This is a genomic window from Streptomyces meridianus, assembly GCF_023703325.1.
GTDB classification, from domain to species: domain Bacteria; phylum Actinomycetota; class Actinomycetes; order Streptomycetales; family Streptomycetaceae; genus Streptomyces; species Streptomyces meridianus.
In genome coordinates this window covers 123,320-144,060 of record NZ_JAMQGM010000039.1, presented here as the reverse complement: position 1 = coordinate 144,060, position 20,741 = coordinate 123,320, and the positions used below count along the sequence as shown (strand labels likewise).

Sequence of the window (20,741 nt, the reverse complement as noted above, 5' to 3'; positions counted from 1 at the left end):
GTCCGGGCCCGCGCAGGGCGTGCAGGCGGCCCACGGTCTCCCGCGCGCCCAGGGCGTGCCAGGCGCCGCGAACGCGGGCGGGCGGCGGCTTCCTGCGGTGCACCCGGCGGGCGGAGCCGATCCCGCTGAGCAGGGCGAGGAACGCGGCGCCGTACACCGGCGACGTGGTGTGTCCTCCGACTTTCCGCCCGGTGCGCGAGACGGCGAGCAGAGCACCGAGGGCCGAGCCGCCGAGGGACAGCTGCACCGACCGGCAGCTGACCCGGCGCGCCTCGTCCACGGCGTGCAGCACGCGCCAGACCTGTTCCAGGCCCGGCCCGCAGATCAGGTCGGCGGCCCAGCCGGCCCCGTCATCACCGATCCCGGACCGCGCCAGGACGGAGACGCCGAGATCGGCGGCGGCCAACGCGTGGTCGTGACGGGCGATCAGCAACACACAGCCCCCCTCGGCCTGCAGGTTCCGCACCTCCGCGGTCATCGATGCGGTGTCCGGGAGCGTGCGGTGCGCCCACGCCAGGAGTTCGCCCGCGCTCGTGTGCTCCGTGAGCACCAGCCGACGGGACCCCGAACGGGCCGCGGACACCACGGCGTCCGCCAGCGGGTCGAGCTCACAACAGACCACGGTGCTCGCCCGCGGCCTTCCGTCCGCGACCGCATACAGCTCAAGCACGAGGCCGCCCGGATCGTCCGGCCGGATGATCGGCGCGCCGTGAGGCCGCCGCAGCCCCCACTCGCTGTTCTCCCACGGGCCCTCGTGGGCCAGGTCGGCGACGGAGCGGCCGGAGAGCACCGCATGGGCAGCACTCCATGCCTCGGCATCGTCGAGCCCGTCCCGTGCGGTGACGGACTCCAGCAGGGGCCGTGGAGCGCACAGGATCCCCGAGTCGATGACGACGGCGGAGACGCGGTCCAGCGTCCGCAGCGCCGAGGGGTTCATCGGAATGGCACCGCCACGGGCCAGACCCCGCGCCAGCCAGGAGACGAACGCCTCCCGGCCCGCCCCGGCGGCCTTGGGGACGGTAGCCAGCATCACGTCGGCCGCGCGGTCGGTCCTGCGGGCCCAGGCAAGCAGGCCTCCGGCCCCGATCAGGGCGGCCAGCGAGGTCCGGTCGCCGCATTTCTCGACCGGCCCCTTCGGCAGCGGGACGGGGCGTTCGAGCCGGTCCGGCGCGTGCTCCGGCAGTTCGCCGGCCCGCACGAGTTCGTCCTCGCGCCGCTCCCACACCTGCTGCCGGGTCCGGATCTCGGCGAGTTGCAGCAGGCGTTGCAGGGCGTCCAGCGCGAGGGGGGTCGCCCCGTCGGTCACGGCGTGCGTCACCGCGTGGGCCACCCCGAGCACCATGTCGGCGTGCGGACGGCCGAGTTGCTCCCCGAGGTAGCGCCGGATGCGGGGCTGGGCCTCGGCGACGACCAGCGGGACGCGCAGAGCCGGGGAGAACACCCGCACCGGGGTCACGCGCCGGGCCGCCGACAGGGCGAGGCCCAGGCAGTCCGCGACGAGTGACGCGGACGCGAGCACGGCGGGGGTGGGATCGAACGGGTGGGGCGGGCGCCTGCCGGCGAAGGACTCGTGGTGGGTGCCGTGCTCCTCTTCGACCGTTTCCACCACGTCCAGCAGGCCCTCGAGGTCGAAGCCTTCCTCGTCGGCGTCGACGACCACCTGCCCCAGGACAGCGTTGACCTCGGCCCAGCGGACGCCCTCCAGGTCGCGCAGCGCCTCCGTCACGCCGCGCGCCAGCCGCCGGTGCCGGTCCCCGTGGCCGGTCAGCCCGCGCACTTCGATGTGCGCCCGCCCGGGACGCGACCACATCCGCCGCCTGGCCCGGTTTTCGCCGGCATCGAACAGCGCTGTGACGGAGTCCGTGAGGCCCTCGGCACGGTGAACGGCGTGCCGGCCGGTGCGGCCGACGGCACCCGCAGCGTTTTCCACCCCGTCGGCCCAGGCGGCTGCCACGCTTCGCAACGGTCGTCCGACGAGCGCCGCCGTCACTCCGACGGCCCCGAGCACCGCCCCGGCGATCGACGGCCCCGTGGCGGGGGCGGTGCCGGCGGTGGGCGCGGCCGTCGGGGTGTCCGGCACGGGGCGATCTCCTCTCCGGTCAGCCGTCACGGGGACCGTCATGCCGCCTCCGTACGGGGGATCACGCCACCCCCGGATCGACAAACCCGTCCATCATTGGTCGAATCGAAATACGAGCATGCAAACGGTACGGCCATCAGGAGGAGGCATCGTGAGTACTCCCGCCGCGTCCGCGAAGAGCACCCGGAAGAAGGCGTCGAAGCCGCCGAGCGGACCAGCCGCGAAGGGCAAGGGAGGCTCCGACACCAAGGCTGCCGCCGGGACGACGAAGAAGGCGAACACCAAGAAGGCCGGCGCCGGGAAAGCCGGAGCCAAGGCCGCCGACGGCTCCCGGCACGAGGCGGGCGAGCACGACGTCACCATCACCATCCCCCTCGACCGCGCCGCGCACGCCGCCGAGAAGGCCGTCACCATGCCGATCGCGACGGTCCAGCGGGTGCTGCCCGCCAAGGGCGGACTGCCGTTGTATGCCGGTCTGGGGGCACTGGGCCTGGCCGGGATCCTGGAGTGGCCGGTGGCCGTGGGCATCGGCATCGGCTACGCGGTGCTGCGCCGCGGCGGGGCACTGGGCCCGGCCCCGGCCGAGCGGGCCGCCGCGAACTGAGCCCCCGGTCCCGACGCCGCCCGACCCCGGGAACGGCCGAGACCCGCCCCCTGGGTCGGGGACGGGCCTCGCGCGGCGGTCCGCTGGAATGCCGGGACCGTCAGCCGCGCTCGAAGACCGCGACCGTACGGGCCGGGACGGTGAACGTCCCGGATGACTTGTCGTACGAGGACCTGCGGACTGTCTCGTCCGCGCCCTTCGCCTGGACCTCGTGCAGGGCGTACGCCGTACCGGCGAGGTCCGGGACCCGCTGCTCCTGCCGCTCGGGGCTCGCGTTGAAGACGACCACGAGCGCGCCGAGTCGCATGGTGACGACGCCCGGTGTCTCCGCCTTCCCCGACAGCGGGAACGACAGCGCCGACTGGACCTCACCGGCGGAGGCGAGGCCGAACGCCTTCTCCGTGCTGCGGATCCGCAGCAGGTCCCGGTACGCGGCCGAGGCGCCCCGGATCTCCCGGCAGCCGGGCTTCAGCGCGGCATCCGCCAGCAGCGGCTTCGCGAACGGCCACTTGGCCTTGTTGTCCGCGGCGGGGGGCAGTCCGCGCCCGAACCCGTTGCCGTCGGCGCAACTCCAGTGCAGGGCGTTGAACCAGTCGCCGCTGTCGTAGGAGTTGCGGTCCAGCGACTTGGATCGCAGCAGGTCCGAGCCGGCCTGGGAGAGCGCCGGGCCCTGCGAGAGCGCCGCGGTCGCCATGGAGAGGACCTGCATCCGGCCGCGGTCGGCCGCCGAGGTCTTCCGCGGGAGCTTGAACGCGAGCGCGTCGTACAGCGATTCGTTGTCGTGCGCGTCCGCGTAGGCCAGGGCGTCGCCCGGCGCCTTCGCGTACCCGGCGGGCGACCCGTTGTAGTCGACGTCCGCGCCGCGCACCTTCTTCCCCGACGAGTCGGTGAAGGTGTAGTCGGCGAGGTTGCCGCTCAGCCCGACCTTGATGAGGTCCTGGTAGTGCATCAGCCGGGCCTTCTGCTGGGCCGGGCTTCCGTTGTTCTCCGACCCGTTGGGGTCGGTGAACAGTCCGGACCCGAAGCCCTGGATGCCGGGGTCCTCGTCGAAGGGGCCTCCGCCGCGCACCGCGTCGCGGGCCCGGTCGCTGAACGTGGCGATGCCGGTGCCCGCCATGTTCTTCTGGGTCGCCTGCTCGAACCGGGCGTCGTCGGCGACCTCGCCGAAGTTCCAGCCCTCGCCGTAGAGGACGATCTTCTTGCCGTCGACTCCGTCCTCGGCGGGCGTGAGCCCGTCGAGGGCCTTGCGGACGGCGAGCATGTTGGCTTTCGGGTGGTGGCCCATCAGGTCGAAGCGGAACCCGTCGACCTTGTACTCCTTGGCCCAGGTGACCACCGAGTCGACGACGAGCTTGCCCATCATGGTGTGCTCGGGCGCGGTGTTGGCGCAGCAGGTGGACGTGGCGACGGAGCCGTCGTCCAGCAGCCGCTGGTAGTAGCCCGGCACGATCCGGTCCAGGACGGACTTGCCGTCCTGCCCGCCGGCCACGGTGTGGTTGTAGACGACGTCCATGACGGTGCGCAGCCCGGCGCCGTTCAGCCCCTGGACCATCCGCCGGAACTCGACCGTGCGGCGCGGGCCGTCGGGGTCACTGGCGTAGCTGCCCTCGGGGACCGTGTAGTGGAACGGGTCGTAGCCCCAGTTGAAGCCGTCCTTCGCGGCCGCCTTGCCCACGCACTCCTGCTGCTTCCCGGAGTCGGGGGCGTACGAGGCGAGGTCGCAGTCCGGGGTGGCCTGGTCCTGCTTGCGCTCCGGGACGGTCCCGATGTCGAAGGCGGGCAGCAGGTGGACGTACGAGGTGCCTGCGCGGGCCAGGGACGTCAGGTGCCGCATGCCGTCCGAGCCGCGGTCGGTGAAGGCCAGGTACTGCCCGGGGTGCTTCGACGTCCGGTCGGCGATCGAGAAGTCGCGAATGTGCAGTTCCTGGATCTGGGCGTTCCGCAACGGCGTCGCCTTCGGCTTGCGCAGCCGGTCCCACCCCTTCGGGGCCAGCCTCGGGTCCTCCAGGTCGGTGACCAGGCTGCGCTTCGAGTCGGCGGTCAGCGCGGTCGAGTAGGGGTCGGTGACCTTGTTGGTGACGAGCTTCTGCACCGACGGCGCCCATACGGTGACGGCGTAGCGGTACGGCTTGCCGGACCAGCTCCGCGCACCGGTGACACTCCACACCCCGCTGCCGTCGTCACGTCTCATCGGCACGGTGCGGCCGTCGAGTTCGAGCGCGACCTTGCGGGCGGTGGGGGCCCACACGGAGAGCGTGGGCCGGCCCTTCGAGAAGACCGGGCCGAGGTCCGCGCCGGCCGCCTGCTTTGCGTAGAGGTCGTCGAGTGCACCGGGGATCTGCACGCCGGTGGCGGCCGTCAGCGCGCCCGAAGCCGCGCGCTGGGTGGCGATGACCTGGCCGCGCAGCGCGGCACGCACCCGGTCGCGGTCGCGCGGGTCGACGGTGAAGGCCGGACGGTCCTTCAGGTGCGGGTACTTCGCCTTCTGCGCGTCGGTGAGCGAGCCGGGGTTCAGCCGCAGCCAGTGGCCCTCGTCGGACAGCGCGCCGTCCTCGACGGTGATGCCGCCCTCGGAGGCGTACACGAGTTGCTGACTGGTGGCCTCGGTGGCCTTCACCTTCCAGACGACGGTGTCGCGGTCGATCCACTGGGCCTCGGCCTTCTCCAGGTCGAGGTCGGGCGCGCCGCCGGTCTGCGGCAGCAGGTACGGCTGCTGTCCGGCGAGCATCCAGACCTCGTGGCCGTGGGTGGCGAGGTCCAGCGACTGGTCGGAGGGCAGGTCCTTCTCGTCGCCCTTGTGGAGGATGTAGCTGAGCGAGGTGGCGCCCTCGGCGAGGGGAACCTCGAAGGTGACGCCGTACGCGTCCTGCTTCACCGGCTGGAGCGGCTTGTTCCAGTCGGTGGGTTCGGCAGCGCCGGTCCAGGTGTGCAGGCCCCAGCCGTCGTAGTCGCCGTCGGCCCGGTGGTAGTGCAGGACTGCCTTCTTCTCGTCCTGCGGCGGGTAGGCGCCGTCGGGCTTCGTCTGCTCGAGGCCGTCCTTGCCCTGCTCGATCCACACCTCGCCGGTCCGGGCGAGGTTGACGGTGCGCTGCGGTCCGTCGGCGGTGCCGTTCTTCTCCACGGTGAACGGCAGTTCCGTGGCGTCCTCGCCGAGCTTGACCCAGGCGAAGGCGCCGTAGGCGTCGCGGCCGATGAAGGCGGCGGCGGTGTCGCCGGACTTGAGCTGCCAGCCTTCGTAGTCGCCGTCCGGGCGCTGGTAGTGGACGACCGCGTAGTCGCGCTGTACGGCCGAGGGCTTCTCGGGCTCGGGGGCCTGGCCGGCGGTGGACGAGGCGAGAGCGCCCGCCCTGCGGCCGGCGCTGTCGACGACGACCGCCTTGTAGCGCAGGGGCGTTCCGGCCCGGACCCGGTCGGGCAGGTGCTGGGTGACCTTGTAGGGGGCGTGGTCGGCCGAGCCGAGCACCCGCCAGGGGCCGTTGCCGGTCTGGGCGGCGAAGACGACGCGGTTCAGACCGCCGCCGTCCACGTCGGCCGCGATCTCGACGGTCCCGGTGGCTCCCGCCTCCGGGGCCTTCACCTCGATCGACGGCTTCACCGACGGCTCCGGCAGGCGCTTGCCGGCCTTGAGCACCACGGCCGACAGGGCGGGCACCTCGACCGTGACCTTGCGGTCGGCTCCGGCGCGTACGGTGCCCTCGTCTCCGTAGAGGCCCTCGAAGGCGGTCCCGGCGGCCGAACCGACCGGCACGTCGACGGACTTGGCCTCGGTGGCGTTGTTCACCGCGACCAGGTACTCGACCCGCTGCTTCGCATCGGTCCGGGTGAAGGCGTAGACGCCCTCGCCGTCCGCCGCGTACCGCTCCTGCTGGATCCCGTCTCGCAGGGCGGGGTGGGCCCCGGTGAGCCGGGAGAGTCCGGCGATCGACCGGTAGAGGGGGTGCGAGGTGTCGTAGGCGTCGCTCGCATGGGTGCGGTCGGTGCCGAGCTGGTCGTCGTCGAGGTAGTCGGCCGTCTTCGACGCGAACAGGGTCTGGCGGGCGTCCTTGTCGCCTCCGGCGCCGGTGAAGCCCTGTTCGTCGCCGTAGTAGACGACGGGGTTGCCCCGGCCGAGGAACATCAGCGCGTTCGCCAGCTTCGCGCGGCGCAGCAGTTCGGTGTCGTCGGCCTTCGGGTTGTCCTGCTTCAGGAAGGTGCCGATGCGGCCCATGTCGTGGTTGCCGAGGAAGGACACCTGCTCGTAGGCGTTGGCCTTGTCGGTGGTGTAGCGGTAGTCCTGGCCGTAGACGGAGGCGAGCTTCCCGGCCGACGCGCTCCGGGAGGCGTAGGCGCGGGCCGCGTCCTGGAAGGGGAAGTCGAGCGTGGAGTCCAGCCGGCCCTGCGTGACATAGGGCGAGGTGATCTTCGGGTCGGCGGCGTAGACCTCGCCGAACATGAAGAAGTCGTCGCGGCCCTGCTTCGCCGCGTAGGCGTCGAGGGTGGTGGCCCACTGGGTCCAGAAGTCCATGTCGACGTGCTTGACGGTGTCGATGCGGAAGCCGTCGATGTCGAAGTCGCGCACCCAGCGCTGGTAGATCTTCTCCATGCCCTCGACGACCTCGGGGCGTTCGGTCCACAGGTCGTCCAGGCCGACGAAGTCGCCGTACTCGGAGCTCTCGCCGGCGAAGGTGGAGTCGCCCCGGTTGTGGTACATCGTCGGGTCGTTGAGCCAGGCCGGGGTCTTCTCGCGGGCCCGCACCCTCGGGGTGTACGGGAAGGAGTCCTCGTCGACGGGTCGCATCCCGTCCCGGTCGTCGAAGGGCCGTCCGTCGCGGTCGAGGTAGGGGTGGGCGCCCTTGGAGCGGTAGCCGTACTTCTTCTCGGCGTAGTCGACGGTGTCGGCGGTGTGGTTGGTGATGACGTCGAAGAAGACCTTCATGCCCTTGGCGTGGGCCTTGTCGATCAGCTTCTCGAGTTCGGCGTTGGTGCCGAAGTGCGGGTCGACCTGGGTGAAGTCGGTGATCCAGTAACCGTGGTAGCCGGCCGATGCTCCCCCGGAGCCCTCGCCCTGGACCGGCTTGTTCTTGAAGATCGGCGCCATCCAGATGGCGGTGGTGCCCAGGCCTTTGATGTAGTCGAGCTTCTCGGTGATCCCCTTGAGGTCGCCGCCCTGGTAGAAGCCCTTGTCCTCCGGGTCGAACCCGGTCTCGAGCCGCCCGCCGGTCAGCCCGCCCCGGTCGTTGGCGGTGGAGCCGTTGGCGAAACGGTCCGGCAGAACGAAGTAGAACTGCTCGCGCGTCAGGTCGTGGCGGGCCGGCTCGGCGGCCAGCGCCCGGTCCGACGGCGGGGGCGGCGGCGCCGCGTAGGCGGGCGCGGCCAGGGCGGGGACGAGCGCTGCGAGCAGCGCCGTCGCCACCGCGGTGGCCACCGCTGCCGCGGGTCTGCGGAGCGGGTGGCGGGAGGGGCCGGTCAAGGCGGGGCTCCTTCGGGAGGTACGAGGACGGGGTTCCGCCCGGCGGCCGGTGCGACCGCCGGGCGGAGGGCCGGCGTCAAGGCGGTTCAGCAGGTGCGCGCCCCGGTGTGCAGGGCGAGCGCGGTGTTGGGCGCGAGGGATGCGGTGAACCGGCCGGAGCTGTCGACCGTCACCGGGGTACGGCTCTGGACGTCGCAGTATCCGCCGGCGGGCAGGGAGGTCTGGTAGGTGCGCGAGACGGTGGAGGTCTCGTGGTTGACGGCCACGAAGCCCTTGTCGCCACGGCCGAAGGCGATGGCGTCGTTGCCGTTGTCCCACCAGTTGGTGACGCCGGTGCCGCGCACGGTGTTGCGGAAGGCGACCATGCTCTGGATCTCCGGCCACTTGTGCTGGCACTTCCAGCCGTCCTGCCAGCAGGCGTTGACGGTACCGCCGTTCGGCGGGCCGGCGTCCCTGTCGGACCACTCGTAGCCGGAGTTGATGTCCGGGGAGCCGTACGGCCAGGCCAGCATGAAGACGTTGGCGAGCGTGTAGTCGGCGCCGTTCTTGTAGTTGAGGGTGTCGCCGCCGCGCTCGGTGTCGTGGTTGTCGACGAACACGGCCGACTGGCCGGAGGCCATGTAGCCCCAGCCCTCGCCGTAGTTGGCCAGGTAGGCGAGTTTCTCGTTCTGGAAGACGCGTTTGAGGTCGCGGGCGTAGCGGAACTCCTGGACGTCGCCGTTCTGGAGGTACTCGCTGGGGGAGACCGCCTCGCCGGAGCCGAAGATGGCCTCCTGCTTCCAGTAGGCGTTCGGGTTGCTGAGCTTGGACTTGACGGCGGCGAGGTCGTTCGTCGGCATGTGCTTGGCCGCGTCGATACGGAAGCCGTCGACGCCGAGGGAGAGCAGGTCGTTCATGTACTGGGCGATGCGCGTGCGGACGTACTCCTCGCCGGTGTCCAGATCCGCGAGACCGACGAGCTCGCAGTTCTGCACGTTGGCACGGTCCTGGTAGTTGCTGATCGAGGACCGGCAGTCGTCCATGTCCCAGCCGCTGTAGGTGCCGGGGTAGTCGTACTTACTGTACGACGAGCCGCCGGTGCCGGTGCCCGAACCGGCCGACATGTGGTTGATGACGGTGTCGGCGACGACCTTCACGCCCGCGGCGTGGCAGGTGTCGATCATGTTCTTGAAGGCGGTGCGGTCGCCGAGCCGTCCGGCGATCCTGTAGCTGACCGGCTGGTACGACGTCCACCACTGACTGCCCTGGATGTGTTCCTGGGGCGGCGAGACCTGGACGTAGCCGTAGCCGGCCGGGCCGAGGGTGGTCTGGCACTCGCGGGCGACGGAGTCGAAGCGCCACTCGAAGAGGACGGCGGTGACGTCCTTGGTTCCGGGCGGGGCGGCCTCGGCCCGTGGAGCGCCGGGTGCGGCCAGGACCCCGGCCGCGCCTGCCACGAGGGCGAGAGCAGCACCGAGCGCGGTGCGTGAGGTGCGGGACATGGTGCCTCCTGTGGGGAGGGAGGTGCGGATGACGGAGCAGCCTCGTGAGACAACGCGCCATGCCCGTAAGGCCGTTGGAGGAATGACAGTTCTTGCAGCAAGACATCATCGAACTGTCGCGACCAGACCGTACGAGCCCCGGAGACCGGGGTCAAGGGTGTGGACACGGACAGGTAACAGCTGGGAAACGCGGCCACTTCTGCCCTGCAAGTACTTTCGCAAAACCTTGCAAGCCTGTTACGTTCCTGGTCAGCCCGGGCCGCCTCGGAAAGGCGGCATCCCCCGGTCCGTGAACGCGCGGAAGGACGACCGGGCCACTTTCCTCGAGGAGATCAATATGCGACGAGGCATATCGGTCGCCGCTGTGGCCGGCGTGCTGGCTCTGACGGCGACGGCGTGCGGCGGCAACGACACCGGCAACGGTGGTTCGAAGGCCGCGAAGGACCCCGGCAGCGTCTCCGGCAGCATCACGTGGTGGGACACCTCCAACGAGGCCGAGGCCCCGGCGTACGAGAAGCTGGTCGCCGACTTCGAGAAGAAGTACCCGAAGATCGACGTGAAGCGGGTCGCCGTCCCGTTCGACCAGGCGCAGCAGAAGTTCAAGACCGCTGCGCAGGCGAAGAAGGGCGCGCCGGACGTGCTGCGCGCCGAGGTCGGCTGGACCCCGGGCTTCGCCCAGCTCGGCTACCTCGCCCCGCTCGACGGCACCCCGGCCCTGGACAAGGCCGACGACTACCTCGAGGGCCCGCTCGAGGGCGCGAGGATGAACGGCAAGACGTACGCCGTCCCGCAGGTCACCGACACCCTGGCGCTCCTCTACAACAAGGAGATCCTCAAGAAGGCCGGCATCACGGAGCCGCCGAAGACGTGGGCCGAGATCGAGGCCGCCTCGAAGAAGATCGAGTCCAAGGCCAAGGGCGTCAAGGCGACCTACGTCAACCCGGACTCGTACTTCGCCTGGCCGTTCCTGTACGGCGAGGGCACCGACATGATCGACGTCGACAAGAAGAAGATCACGATCAACTCGCCCGAGGCCGTCAAGGGCGTCAAGGAGGCCGTGAGCCTCATCAAGTCCGGTGCGGCGGGCAAGCCCGACACCACCGAGGGCTACAACAACATGCAGGCGCAGATGGCGTCCGGCAAGCTCGCGATGATCGTCAACGGTCCCTGGGCGACCGCCGACATCCTCAAGGGCTCGGCCTTCAAGGGCAACGAGGACAACCTCGGCATCGCCCCGATCCCGGGCGGCACCAAGGGCTCCGGCGCCCCGACGGGCGGTCACAACCTCGCGGTCTACGCGGCCTCGAAGAACGTCGACGCCTCGTACCTCTTCGTCCGGTTCCTGAACTCGGCGGAGAACCAGGCCAAGGTCGCGGTCGCGAACAACACCCTGCCGACCCGCACCTCCGCCTACACCGACAAGGTGACGGCCGACCCGGTGCGCGCCGCCTTCAAGGGCGCCCTGGACTCCGCCAAGCCGCGCCCGGCGCATGCCGCCACCGGTGACCTCTTCGCCGACCTGGCGCAGAACTACGCCAAGATCCTCAGCGGCAGCGTGACCGTCGAGGAGGGGCTGGACGCCACCGCGCAGGCCTGGAAGAAGAAGTACCTGAAGGACTACTCGGTCCAGTAACGCGTGACTCCGATCCGGCCGGCCGGAGGGCCGGGGCTCCCCTGCGGGGCTCCCGGCCCCACGCGCCCGGCCGGCCGGATCGGGCCCAGCACGCCGCCCCCGCCGCGCGAGGTGACCGCCCGCGCGTGACGACACCAGGAAGCCGCATCCCATGACCACAGCCACCGTCCCGCCCCAGGGGGCGAAGCGGGCCGACCGGCCCGCCGAGGACCCGCGCCCGCGGCGCGGGCTTCCGGCACGTCTGAAGCGCTCGTTCGACGCGCACTGGTACGCCTGGGCCATGGTCGTGCCGGTGGTGATCGTTCTCGGCGTGCTGGTCGGCTACCCGCTCGTCCGGGGCGTCTACCTGTCGCTGACGGACGCCACCGAGGCCAACATGGGCGGCACCTACGGGGTCAACCACATCCCGGCCACGTACAAGTTCCTCGGCCTGGACAACTACTGGAACATCCTCTCCGGCGAGGAGGGGATGTTCTACCCGCGCCTGCTCTGGACCCTGGTGTGGACCGCGAGTTGCGTGTTCTTCCACTACACCATCGGTCTCGGCCTGGCGTTGCTGCTCAACCGCGACCTGCGCTTCCGGGGTCTCTACCGGATCCTGCTGATCCTGCCCTGGGCGGTGCCGCCGTTCGTCGCCGCCTTCTCCTGGCGGCTGATGTACAACAGCGAGGGCGGGCTGTTCAACACCCTGCTCGCCTCGGTCGGCATGGAGCCGGTGAGCTGGCTCGGCGATCCGCTGATGCAGAAGGTCTCCGTCGTCGCGGTCAACGTCTGGCTCGGCGTGCCCTTCATGATGGTCGCCCTCCTCGGCGGACTGCAGTCCATCCCACGGGAGTTGCACGAGGCCGCCGAGATGGACGGCGCCACGGCCTGGCAGCGGTTCCGGCACGTGACGCTCCCGGGGCTGCGCCCGGTGAGCTCCACGGTGATCCTGCTCGGCACCATCTGGACCTTCAACATGTTCCCGATCATCTACCTGGTGATCGGCCAGAACGCGGGTGACGACACCGACATCCTCGCCACGTACGCGTTCGACCTGGCCTTCTCCTCGGTGCGCGACTACGCCCAGTCCGCCACCTACGGCGTGATCATCCTCTCCATGCTGCTCGTCTTCGCCGTGTTCTACCGACGGCTGCTCATCCGCCAGGAGGACGCCCGATGAAGGCACCGACCACGCCGACGGCGCCGGCCACCGCCGCCGTTCCCTCGCCGGCCGCCGCTCTGCCGGCCGCTGAGGCGCCCGTACGCCGACGGGGCCGCGACGAGCGCGGCACCGGCGCCTCCGTGGCCCTGCACCTCACCGTGATCACCGCATGTCTCATCGCGGTCTTCCCGCTGGTCTGGGTGCTCTGGATCTCGCTGCGCGGCGCCGACGGCTGGAAGGACCCCCGGAACCTGTCCGGCGGCCTGGACCTCACCAACTACGCCCACGTGCTGGGCGACACCGAGTTCCTCACCTGGTTCGGCAACTCGCTGATCGTGGCGTTCTTCACCACGCTGCTCGGCGTCTTCATCGCGGCCAGCTCCGGCTACGCGATCTCCCGGATGCGTTTCCCCGGCCAGAAGCCGCTGATGTGGGTCTTCCTCATCACCCAGATGTTCCCCATCGCGGTGCTGATCGTGCCGATCTACAACATCTTCAGCGACCTCAGGCTGGTCGACAGCCACGCGGGCCTGGTGCTGGCGTACTGCTCGACGGCGGTCCCCTTCTGCGCCTGGATGCTCAAGGGATACTTCGACACCATCCCGCACGAGATCGACGAGGCGGGCAGGGTCGACGGTCTCACCCCCTTCGGCACGTTCTACCGATTGGCTCTGCCACTGGCCCGGCCGGGGCTGGCCGTCACCGGCTTCTACGCCTTCATCACGGCGTGGGGCGAGGTCGCCTACGCCACCGCGCTGATCTCCTCCGACGAGAACAAGACCCTGGCCGCCGGCCTGCAGACCTTCGTGGGACAGCACACCAGCAACTGGGGCGCGATGACGGCCGCCTCCGTGCTCATCACCATCCCGGCCGCACTGGTCTTCTTCTTCGCACAGAAGGGCCTGGTCTCCGGGCTCACAGCGGGCGGTACCAAGGGCTGACCGCTCCCCCACCCCGCCCGCGTCGTGCGGGCGCCGAGCCACCGCACCTGAAGCCCCGACCCGGGGCCCATCCGATTGGGACGCATCATGACCCAGGACCTCGCTCCGTCCGTCGGCCTCCACACCGCCGCCCCCACCGAAGCGGAAGGCTGGTGGCGCAGCGCCGTCATCTACCAGGTGTACGTGCGCTCGTTCGCGGACAGCGACGGCGACGGCATCGGCGACCTGCCGGGCATCCGCCGACGGCTGCCGTACCTCGCGGAGCTGGGCGTGGACGCGGTCTGGCTCACCCCGTTCTACGCCTCACCGCAGGCGGACGGCGGGTACGACGTATCCGACTGCCGCTCCGTGGACCCGCTGTTCGGCGACCTCGCGGACGCGGACGACCTGGTGCGCACGGCTCACGAGCTGGGGCTGAAGGTGATCGTGGACATCGTCCCGAACCACACCTCGGACCAGCACGTGTGGTTCCGGGCCGCGCTCGAGGAGGGGGCGGGCGCGGCCTCACGGGACCGCTACCACTTCCGTCCCGGACGGGGCAGGAACGGTGAACTGCCGCCCAACGACTGGGAGTCGGTGTTCGGCGGCCCCGCCTGGACCCGCACCGTGAACGCGGACGGCACCCCCGGCGAGTGGTACCTGCACATCTTCGCCCCCGAGCAGCCCGACCTGAACTGGGACAGCCGCGAGGTGCGCGAGGAGTTCGACTCGATCCTGCGCTTCTGGCTGGACCTCGGCGTCGACGGCTTCCGGATCGACGTCGCACACGGCATGGTCAAGGCGCCGGGGCTGCCCGACATCGGTGCCGACGAGCAGGCGAAGATGATCGGCTCGCAGCGGCTCCCGTTCTTCGACCAGGACGGTGTGCACGAGATCCACCGCCACTGGCGCACGCTCCTCGACTCCTACGACGGCGAGCGCATCGGCGTCGCCGAGGCGTGGGCCCCGGACTCCCAGCGGCTGGCGCTGTACGTCCGCCCCGACGAGCTCCACCAGGCGTTCAACTTCCACTTCCTGAGCTGCGACTGGAACGCGCCCGCGATGCGCTCCGTGATCGACGAGTCGCTGGCCGCGACGGCCTCGGTGGGCGCCCCCACCACCTGGGTGCTGTCCAACCACGACGTGGTCCGGCACACCACCCGCTACGGCGGCGGAGAGACGGGCCTGCGCCGGGCCCGGGCGGCGGCGCTGCTGATGCTGGCGCTGCCCGGGTCGACGTACGTCTACCAGGGCGAGGAGCTCGGCCTGCCCGAGGTCGTGGACCTCCCCGACGAGGTGCGCCAGGACCCGGCGTTCTTCCGCGAGGGGAGCCAGGACGGCACCCGTGACGGCTGCCGCGTCCCGCTGCCGTGGACGCCCGAGGGCGCGAGCCACGGATTCGGCACGGGCGGCAGCTGGCTTCCGCAGCCGCCCGAGTGGGCCGGGCTGTCGGTCGGCGCGCAGAGCGGCGACCCGGATTCCACCCTGGAGCTGTACCGCTCGGCGCTGGCGCTGCGCCGGCAGCTGCCGGGGCTGGGCGACGGCGCCATGACGTGGTTGGACGCGCCCGACGGCGTACTGGCCCTGTCCCGTCCCGGTTTCGTCTGCACCCTGAACACGCTCGGCCACGATGTCGAACTCCCCGTGCCCGGGCGGCCGGTCCTCTCCAGCACGCCGCCGGCCGTCGCCTTCCCGCAGGGCCGCACGGGCAGCGGGACGGTGCGGATCCCCGCCGATGCGTGTGTGTGGTGGACTGTCTGACATGCGACGGGTACAGGCCGCCCCCACCACTGCTCGCCTCGCCGACATCGCCGCCCAGGCGGGGGTCAGCGAGGCGACGGTGAGCCGGGTGCTCAACGGCAAGCCGGGCGTGGCCGCGACCACCCGCCAGTCGGTGCTGGCCGCGCTCGACGTGCTGGGCTACGAGCGTCCGGTGCGGCTGCGGCAGCGCAGCGCCGGCCTGGTCGGGCTGATCATCCCGGAGCTGGACAACCCGATCTTCCCTGCCTTCGCTCAGGTCATCGGGCAGGTGCTGGCGCGGGACGGCTACACACCCGTGCTCGCCACCCAGACCCCGGGTGGATTCACCGAGGACGAGCTGACCGAGATGCTGGTGGACCGCGGGGTCGCCGGGATCATCTTCGTCTCGGGACTGCACGCGGACACCTCGGCGGACATGCAGCGTTACGAGCAGCTGCGGGCCCAGGGCATCCCGTTCGTGCTCATCAACGGCTTCTCGGCGGAGGTCCAGGCGCCGTTCGTCTCGCCCGACGACCGGGCGGCGATGCGGCTGGCCGTCACACATCTCGCTGCGCTCGGGCACGAGCGGATCGGCCTCGCACTGGGCCCGAAACGGTACGTGCCGGTGCAGCGGAAAATCGACGGCTTCCTGCGGAGCATGGCGGACGTGCTGAGCCTGCCCGCCGAGCGGGCCCGGGAGCTGGTCCAGCATTCGCTGTTCACGCTGGAGGGCGGGCAGGCGGCAGCGTCCGCGCTGATCGAACGCGGCTGCACGGCCGTGGTGTGCGCGAGCGACATGATGGCCCTCGGGGCGATTCGGGCGGCCCGGATGCACGGCCTGGACGTACCGGGCGACGTGTCGGTGGTGGGCTTCGACGACTCCCCGCTCATCGCGTTCACCGACCCTCCGCTGACCACGATCAGGCAGCCGGTCACGGCGATGGGACAAGCCGCCGTGCGGGCCCTGCTGGAGGAGATCGGCGGGACGCCCGCGCCGCCCAGCGAGTTCGTGTTCCTCCCCGAACTCGTGGTCCGCGGCTCGACGGCCGCCGCGCCGGCCGGGGCGGCCGGGGCGGCCGGGGCGGCCGACAGCGCCACCGCGTAACAGCGGGACCGTCGCGCGGCAGCAGGCCACAGCGGACCACGGGCCTCCGGGGCGGTCCCGACGCGGCCGAGCCAGGAGATGCATCCCGACGCGCGCGGAGAGATCATCGATAGCGAGAACCTTCTGGCAGTATGTCGCGTTATGGGTGATTCCATTGTGAGGACTCTGCACGGGCCTGCCGCACCGCTGTCACCCACTGAGGAGCGCGCCGGGCGAACATCCCGCTCCCGCCCCTCCCCGGTCTGGCTGCGCTTGCCGCGACGCCCCCGGTTGTGGTTCGAAATCCTGCTGGTGGGCGTGAGTTACTGGACGTACTCGCTGGTGCGCAACGCGGTGCCCGAACAGAAGGCTGCGGCTCTGCACAACGCCCGCTGGATCTGGGACGCCGAAGCCGCGCTGGGCCTGGCGATCGAGAAGAGCGTCAACCACGCCGTGAACTCGGTGAGCTGGCTGATCGTCGGCATGAACTACTGGTACGCGACACTGCACTTCGCCGTCACGATCCTGGTCCTGATGTGGCTCTTCCGCCGTCACCCCGGCCGTTACGCGGCGATCCGGCTGGTGCTGTTCGCCACCACCGGCGTGGCGTTGCTCGGCTACTACCTGTATCCACTGGCGCCGCCGAGGCTGATGCCGGGACAGGGATTCGTCGACACCGTCCTGGAGCACCACACCTGGGGGTCGCTGACCTCGGGCTACATGGCTTCGGTGTCCAACCAGTACGCGGCCATGCCGTCGATGCACATCGGCTGGTCCGTGTGGTGCGGGATCACCCTCGCGCTGCTGGCCCGGCGGACCTGGGTGAAGGCCCTCGGGCTGATCTACCCGTTGCTGACCCTCGTGGTGATCGTGGCCACCGCGAACCACTTCTGGCTCGACGCCGTCGGCGGGCTGATCTGCCTGGCCTTCGGTTACGGGGTGGCCTTCGCCTGGTACGGATGCCTGCCTCACCGGCTGCCCCGGCACGTCGCCCCCGTCCGCCGCACGGTGGTGTGCTCGTCCGCGGCCTCCCCGCGGACGCGGACGGCCACGGGCGCGACCCGGCTGGTCCACCGGGTGATGTGGCGGCAGGACCCGCCGGTGCCCCCGGCCTCCGGGCGTCCGGACGCGACGGCTGCGGCCGCGCCGGTCCCCGTAGGCACCGCCGCGGCTGCTCCCCCGGCTTCGGCTCCCGCGCACCCGGCCGCCGTGGCTTCCCCGGCGCCTCCGCCCCGGGAGACCGCTCCGGCCGGGCCCCGCGCAACGGCCCGTTCGCAGCAGCGCAGACCTGCGCCGTAGACGCGGCGCCCGGGGCAGGGCCGGGGTCACCCCGCGCACCCCGCCGTCGCGGAGTGCGACCGTGCGAGGGCCCGCGCCCCTGGCACGCGCACCTGCTGCGTTGACAGCGCTATGTGCCGGACAAGGACCTGACCCGGACCTAGCCCCCGTAGAACAGGTCCTCGATCACGCCGCGGGCCCGTCTGGTGATGCGCCGGTAGTCGTCGAGCATGTCCCCGATGTGCCCCGGTTCGTAGCCGAGGTAGCGGCCGACCGCGGCGAGCTCGCGACCCTCGGTGGGGAACGTGTCCCCGGGCCGGCCCCGGACCAGCATCACGGCGTTGCGCACCCGGCTCGCCAGCACCCACGCCTCATCGAGGATTCCGGCCTCCTCCGCGCCGATCAGTCCGCACTCCCGGGCCACCGCGAGCGCCGGGCGGGTACGGGTGGTGCGCAGCCCCGGCTCGGCGTGGGCGTGGTTCATCTGCAGCAGCTGCACGGTCCACTCCACGTCGGAGAGCCCTCCGCGCCCCAGCTTGGTGTGGGTCTGCGGGTCGGCGCCGCGCGGCAGCCGCTCGGCCTCCATCCGTGCCTTGAGCCGCCTGATCTCGCGCACCGAGTCGTCCTTGAGGCCGTTCTCCGGGTAACGCAGCGGGTCGATCAGCTCGACAAAACGCTCGCCGAGCTCCCGGTCCCCAGCGACGGGAGCCGCCCGCAGCAGGGCCTGGAACTCCCACACCAGGGACCACCGCCGGTAGTAGGCGGCATAGGAGGACAGCGTGCGCACCAGGGGGCCGGTCTTGCCCTCCGGGCGCAGATCCGCATCGACCAGCAGCGGCGGATCCGCCGTGGGCAGCTGGAGCAGCCTGCGGATCTCGTTGGCCACGGCGAACGCCGCCCGGGACGCCTCCTGCTCGCCGACACCCTCGCGCGGCTCATGGACGAACAGCACGTCCGCGTCGGATCCGTAGCCGAGTTCGTGGCCGCCGAAGCGGCCCATGCCGATCACGGCGAAGCGGGTGGGCAGCTCGTCGCCCCACTGGGCGCGGACGGCCGCCCGCAGGGCCCCCGCGACGGTCGCGGCGTTGATGTCGGACACCGCGCCCCCGATCAGGTCGACGGCCTCGCCGGGTTCCTGGTCAGCGGGCCGCTCCTCGGTTCCGTAGGCCCGGATGAGGTCGGCCGCGGCCGTGCGGAACAGCTCGCGCCGGCGCACGCCACGGGCTGCGACGACCGCCTGCTCGGGGGTGTCGGCCCGGCCCACGGCGGCCAGGATCTCCTGCTCCAGGTGGTCCCGCCCGCGCGGGCGCAGCCCCTCCGGGTCTCCGAGCAGCGCAACGGCCTCCGGGGCACGCAGCAGCAGGTCGGGAGCCAGGCGGCCGGCGGACAGGACGCGGGCCAGGTTCTCGGCGGCGGCCCCCTCGTCCCGTAGGAGCCGCAGGTACCAGGGCGTCTTGCCGAGGGCGTCGGAGACCTTGCGGAAGTTCAGCAGACCGGCGTCCGGGTCGGCCGAGTCGGCGAACCAGCCGAGGAGGACGGGCAGCAGGGTGCGCTGGATGGCCGCCTTGCGGGTGACCCCCGAGGCCAGCGCCTCGATGTGGCGCAGTGCGGCGGACGGGTCCATGTACCCGAGCGCCTCCAGCCGCTGGCCGGCAGCCCGCGGGCTCAGCCGGACCTCGCCGGGTTCCAGCTGTGCGGCGGCGTCGAGCAGCGGCCGGTAGAAGAGCTTCTCGTGGAGCCGGCGCACCTCGCGGGCGTACCGCTTCCAGGCGCGGCGGAGTTCGGCGACGGGTTCGGCGCGGCGGTCCCAGCCGTAGAGGCCCGCCAGGGAGCGTCCGAGTCGGCGCAGGTCGGCCTCGTCCTCGGGGACCAGGTGGGTGCGGCGCATCCGGTAGAGCTGGATGTGGTGCTCCATGGAGCGCAGGAAGCGGTACGCGTCGTCGAGCGCCCCGGCGTCGGCCCGGCCCACGTAGCCGCCGGCCGCGAGGGCGGAGAGCGCGTCGAGGGTGCTTCCGCTGCGGAGCGAGGCGTCCGCCCGCCCGTGCACCAACTGCAGGAGCTGGACGGCGAACTCGACGTCCCGAAGCCCGCCGGGGCCGAGTTTGAGCTCCCGGTCCACCTGGGCGGCGGGGATGTTGTCGACGACGCGGCGGCGCATCTGCTGCACGTCGGAGACGAAGTTCTCGCGCTCGGCGGCCTGCCAGACCAGGGGGTGCACGGCGTCGATGTACTCGCGCCCCAGCCGGGCGTCGCCGGCGACCGGCCGGGCCTTGAGCAGGGCCTGGAACTCCCAGGTCTTGGCCCACCGCTGGTAGTAGGCGAGATGGCTGGCGAGGGTGCGCACCAGGGGCCCGTTGCGTCCCTCGGGGCGCAGGTTGGCGTCGACCGGCCAGATCGTGCCCTCGGCGGTGTTGTCGGAGCAGATCCGCATGAGGTGCGAGGCGAGCCGGGTCGCCGCCTGGAGCGCCTCGTCCTCCGGGGCCCCGTCGGCGGCCTCCGCGACGAAGATGACGTCGACGTCGGAGACGTAGTTCAGCTCGTGGCCGCCGCACTTGCCCATGCCGATGACCGCGAGCCGGCACCGGTCGGCGTCTTCGGGAGCCGCCGCCTCGGCGATGCGCAGCGCGGCCCGGAGGGTGGCGGTGGCGAGGTCGGCCAGTTCGGCGGCGGTGGCGGGCAGGTCGGTGGTGCCGCAGAGGTCGCGGGCGGCGATGCCGAGGAGGCAGCGGCGGTAGGCGATGCGCAGGCTGTCGGGGTCGGCGGCGTCGCCGAGGCACGTCTCGAAGTCGCCCAGATCGGGGTGGAGGTCGGCCGCGGCGTCGAACGTCGCCATGGCCTGCCAGTCCCCGGGGTGGCGGGCCAGGTGGTCGCCGAGCGCCTCGGATGCGCCCAGGACGCCCAGCAGCCGGTCGCGCAGGGGTTTCGCGGCGACCAGGGTCTCCAGCAGGACCTGGGTCTCGGGGCGGACTTCCTCGCCGGACGCCGCCCGCACCTCGTCGCCGACGGAGAGCGCCTCGATGAGGCGCACCAGGCTGCGCAGGGCCAGGTCGGGGTCGGCCGTCATGCCGAGCGCATCGAGGAGGACGGGGTCGGAGCGGACTGCGACCAGGTCGGGCGCGTCGAGCAGGGTGTCGGCGGCCGCCGGGTCGGTGAAACCCCGCCGCAGCAGCTGAGTGGAGGGACTGCTCCGGCGTCCTTGCGGAACGGACATGGACATACCGCCGCCTCCCGTGGGTCAAGGGCTGCTGCCGAGCCTATCCGGCCGGAAGGCCGCCGGTACGACGACCGCCCGCCGGCTGCTGCCGGCGGGCGGTCGGGACGGGCGGAG

Annotated in this window: 9 protein-coding genes and 2 pseudogenes; 7 read left to right on the top strand and 4 right to left on the bottom strand. The window is 71.7% G+C overall.

The annotated features are described in order from the left end of the window. Window positions 1-2,080: pseudogene (locus M1E25_RS18920) on the bottom strand (cation-translocating P-type ATPase); the annotation flags it as partial. Window positions 2,081-2,231: 151 nt separating this feature from the next. On the opposite strand from M1E25_RS18920, the gene M1E25_RS18915 reads away from it, so the two are divergent. Continuing rightward, entirely contained in the window at window positions 2,232-2,684 is a 453-nt protein-coding gene (locus M1E25_RS18915) for a hypothetical protein (RefSeq protein ID WP_251417133.1), read from the top strand. 100 nt (window positions 2,685-2,784) lie between these two features. On the opposite strand, the gene pulA is transcribed toward M1E25_RS18915, so the two are convergent. Next, on the bottom strand, window positions 2,785-8,133 hold the full coding sequence (gene pulA / locus M1E25_RS18910) for a pullulanase-type alpha-1,6-glucosidase (protein WP_285830922.1): 5,349 nt from the start codon (window positions 8,131-8,133) through the stop codon (window positions 2,785-2,787). Between the two features lie 89 nt (window positions 8,134-8,222). Next, a pseudogene (locus M1E25_RS18905) lies at window positions 8,223-9,614 on the bottom strand (alpha-amylase); the annotation flags it as partial. A 337-nt stretch (window positions 9,615-9,951) separates the two neighbouring features. Between M1E25_RS18905 and M1E25_RS18900 the strand changes: the two are divergent. From M1E25_RS18900 to M1E25_RS18875, 6 genes are all read left to right on the top strand, one after another. Beyond that, window positions 9,952-11,247 carry an extracellular solute-binding protein gene (locus M1E25_RS18900; protein WP_251417168.1) on the top strand — a complete coding sequence of 432 codons (1,296 nt, stop codon included), beginning with the start codon at window positions 9,952-9,954 and terminating at the stop codon, window positions 11,245-11,247. 151 nt (window positions 11,248-11,398) lie between these two features. Then, the gene (locus M1E25_RS18895) at window positions 11,399-12,409 is read left to right on the top strand and encodes a carbohydrate ABC transporter permease (RefSeq protein ID WP_372501091.1); all 1,011 of its coding nucleotides are present in this window, start codon (window positions 11,399-11,401) and stop codon (window positions 12,407-12,409) included. Next, on the top strand, window positions 12,406-13,332 hold the full coding sequence (locus M1E25_RS18890) for a sugar ABC transporter permease (protein ID WP_251417128.1): 927 nt from the start codon (window positions 12,406-12,408) through the stop codon (window positions 13,330-13,332). The genes M1E25_RS18895 and M1E25_RS18890 overlap by 4 nt, the downstream gene beginning before the upstream one ends. 87 nt (window positions 13,333-13,419) lie before the next feature. Continuing rightward, window positions 13,420-15,072: a glycoside hydrolase family 13 protein gene (locus M1E25_RS18885; protein ID WP_251417126.1), complete on the top strand. Its 1,653-nt coding sequence runs from the start codon at window positions 13,420-13,422 to the stop codon at window positions 15,070-15,072. Between the two features lies 1 nt (window position 15,073). Further along, window positions 15,074-16,156 (top strand): LacI family DNA-binding transcriptional regulator, encoded by a 1,083-nt coding sequence (locus tag M1E25_RS18880; protein ID WP_285830921.1) that lies wholly within the window; start codon window positions 15,074-15,076, stop codon window positions 16,154-16,156. Window positions 16,157-16,297: 141 nt separating this feature from the next. Further along, window positions 16,298-17,434 carry a phosphatase PAP2 family protein gene (locus M1E25_RS18875; protein ID WP_372501088.1) on the top strand — a complete coding sequence of 379 codons (1,137 nt, stop codon included), beginning with the start codon at window positions 16,298-16,300 and terminating at the stop codon, window positions 17,432-17,434. A 139-nt stretch (window positions 17,435-17,573) separates the two neighbouring features. On the opposite strand, the gene M1E25_RS18870 is transcribed toward M1E25_RS18875, so the two are convergent. Further along, a complete protein-coding gene (locus M1E25_RS18870; RefSeq protein WP_251417165.1) occupies window positions 17,574-20,624 on the bottom strand; it encodes a bifunctional [glutamine synthetase] adenylyltransferase/[glutamine synthetase]-adenylyl-L-tyrosine phosphorylase in 3,051 nt (1,016 codons plus the stop codon). Window positions 20,625-20,741 lie beyond the last annotated feature (117 nt).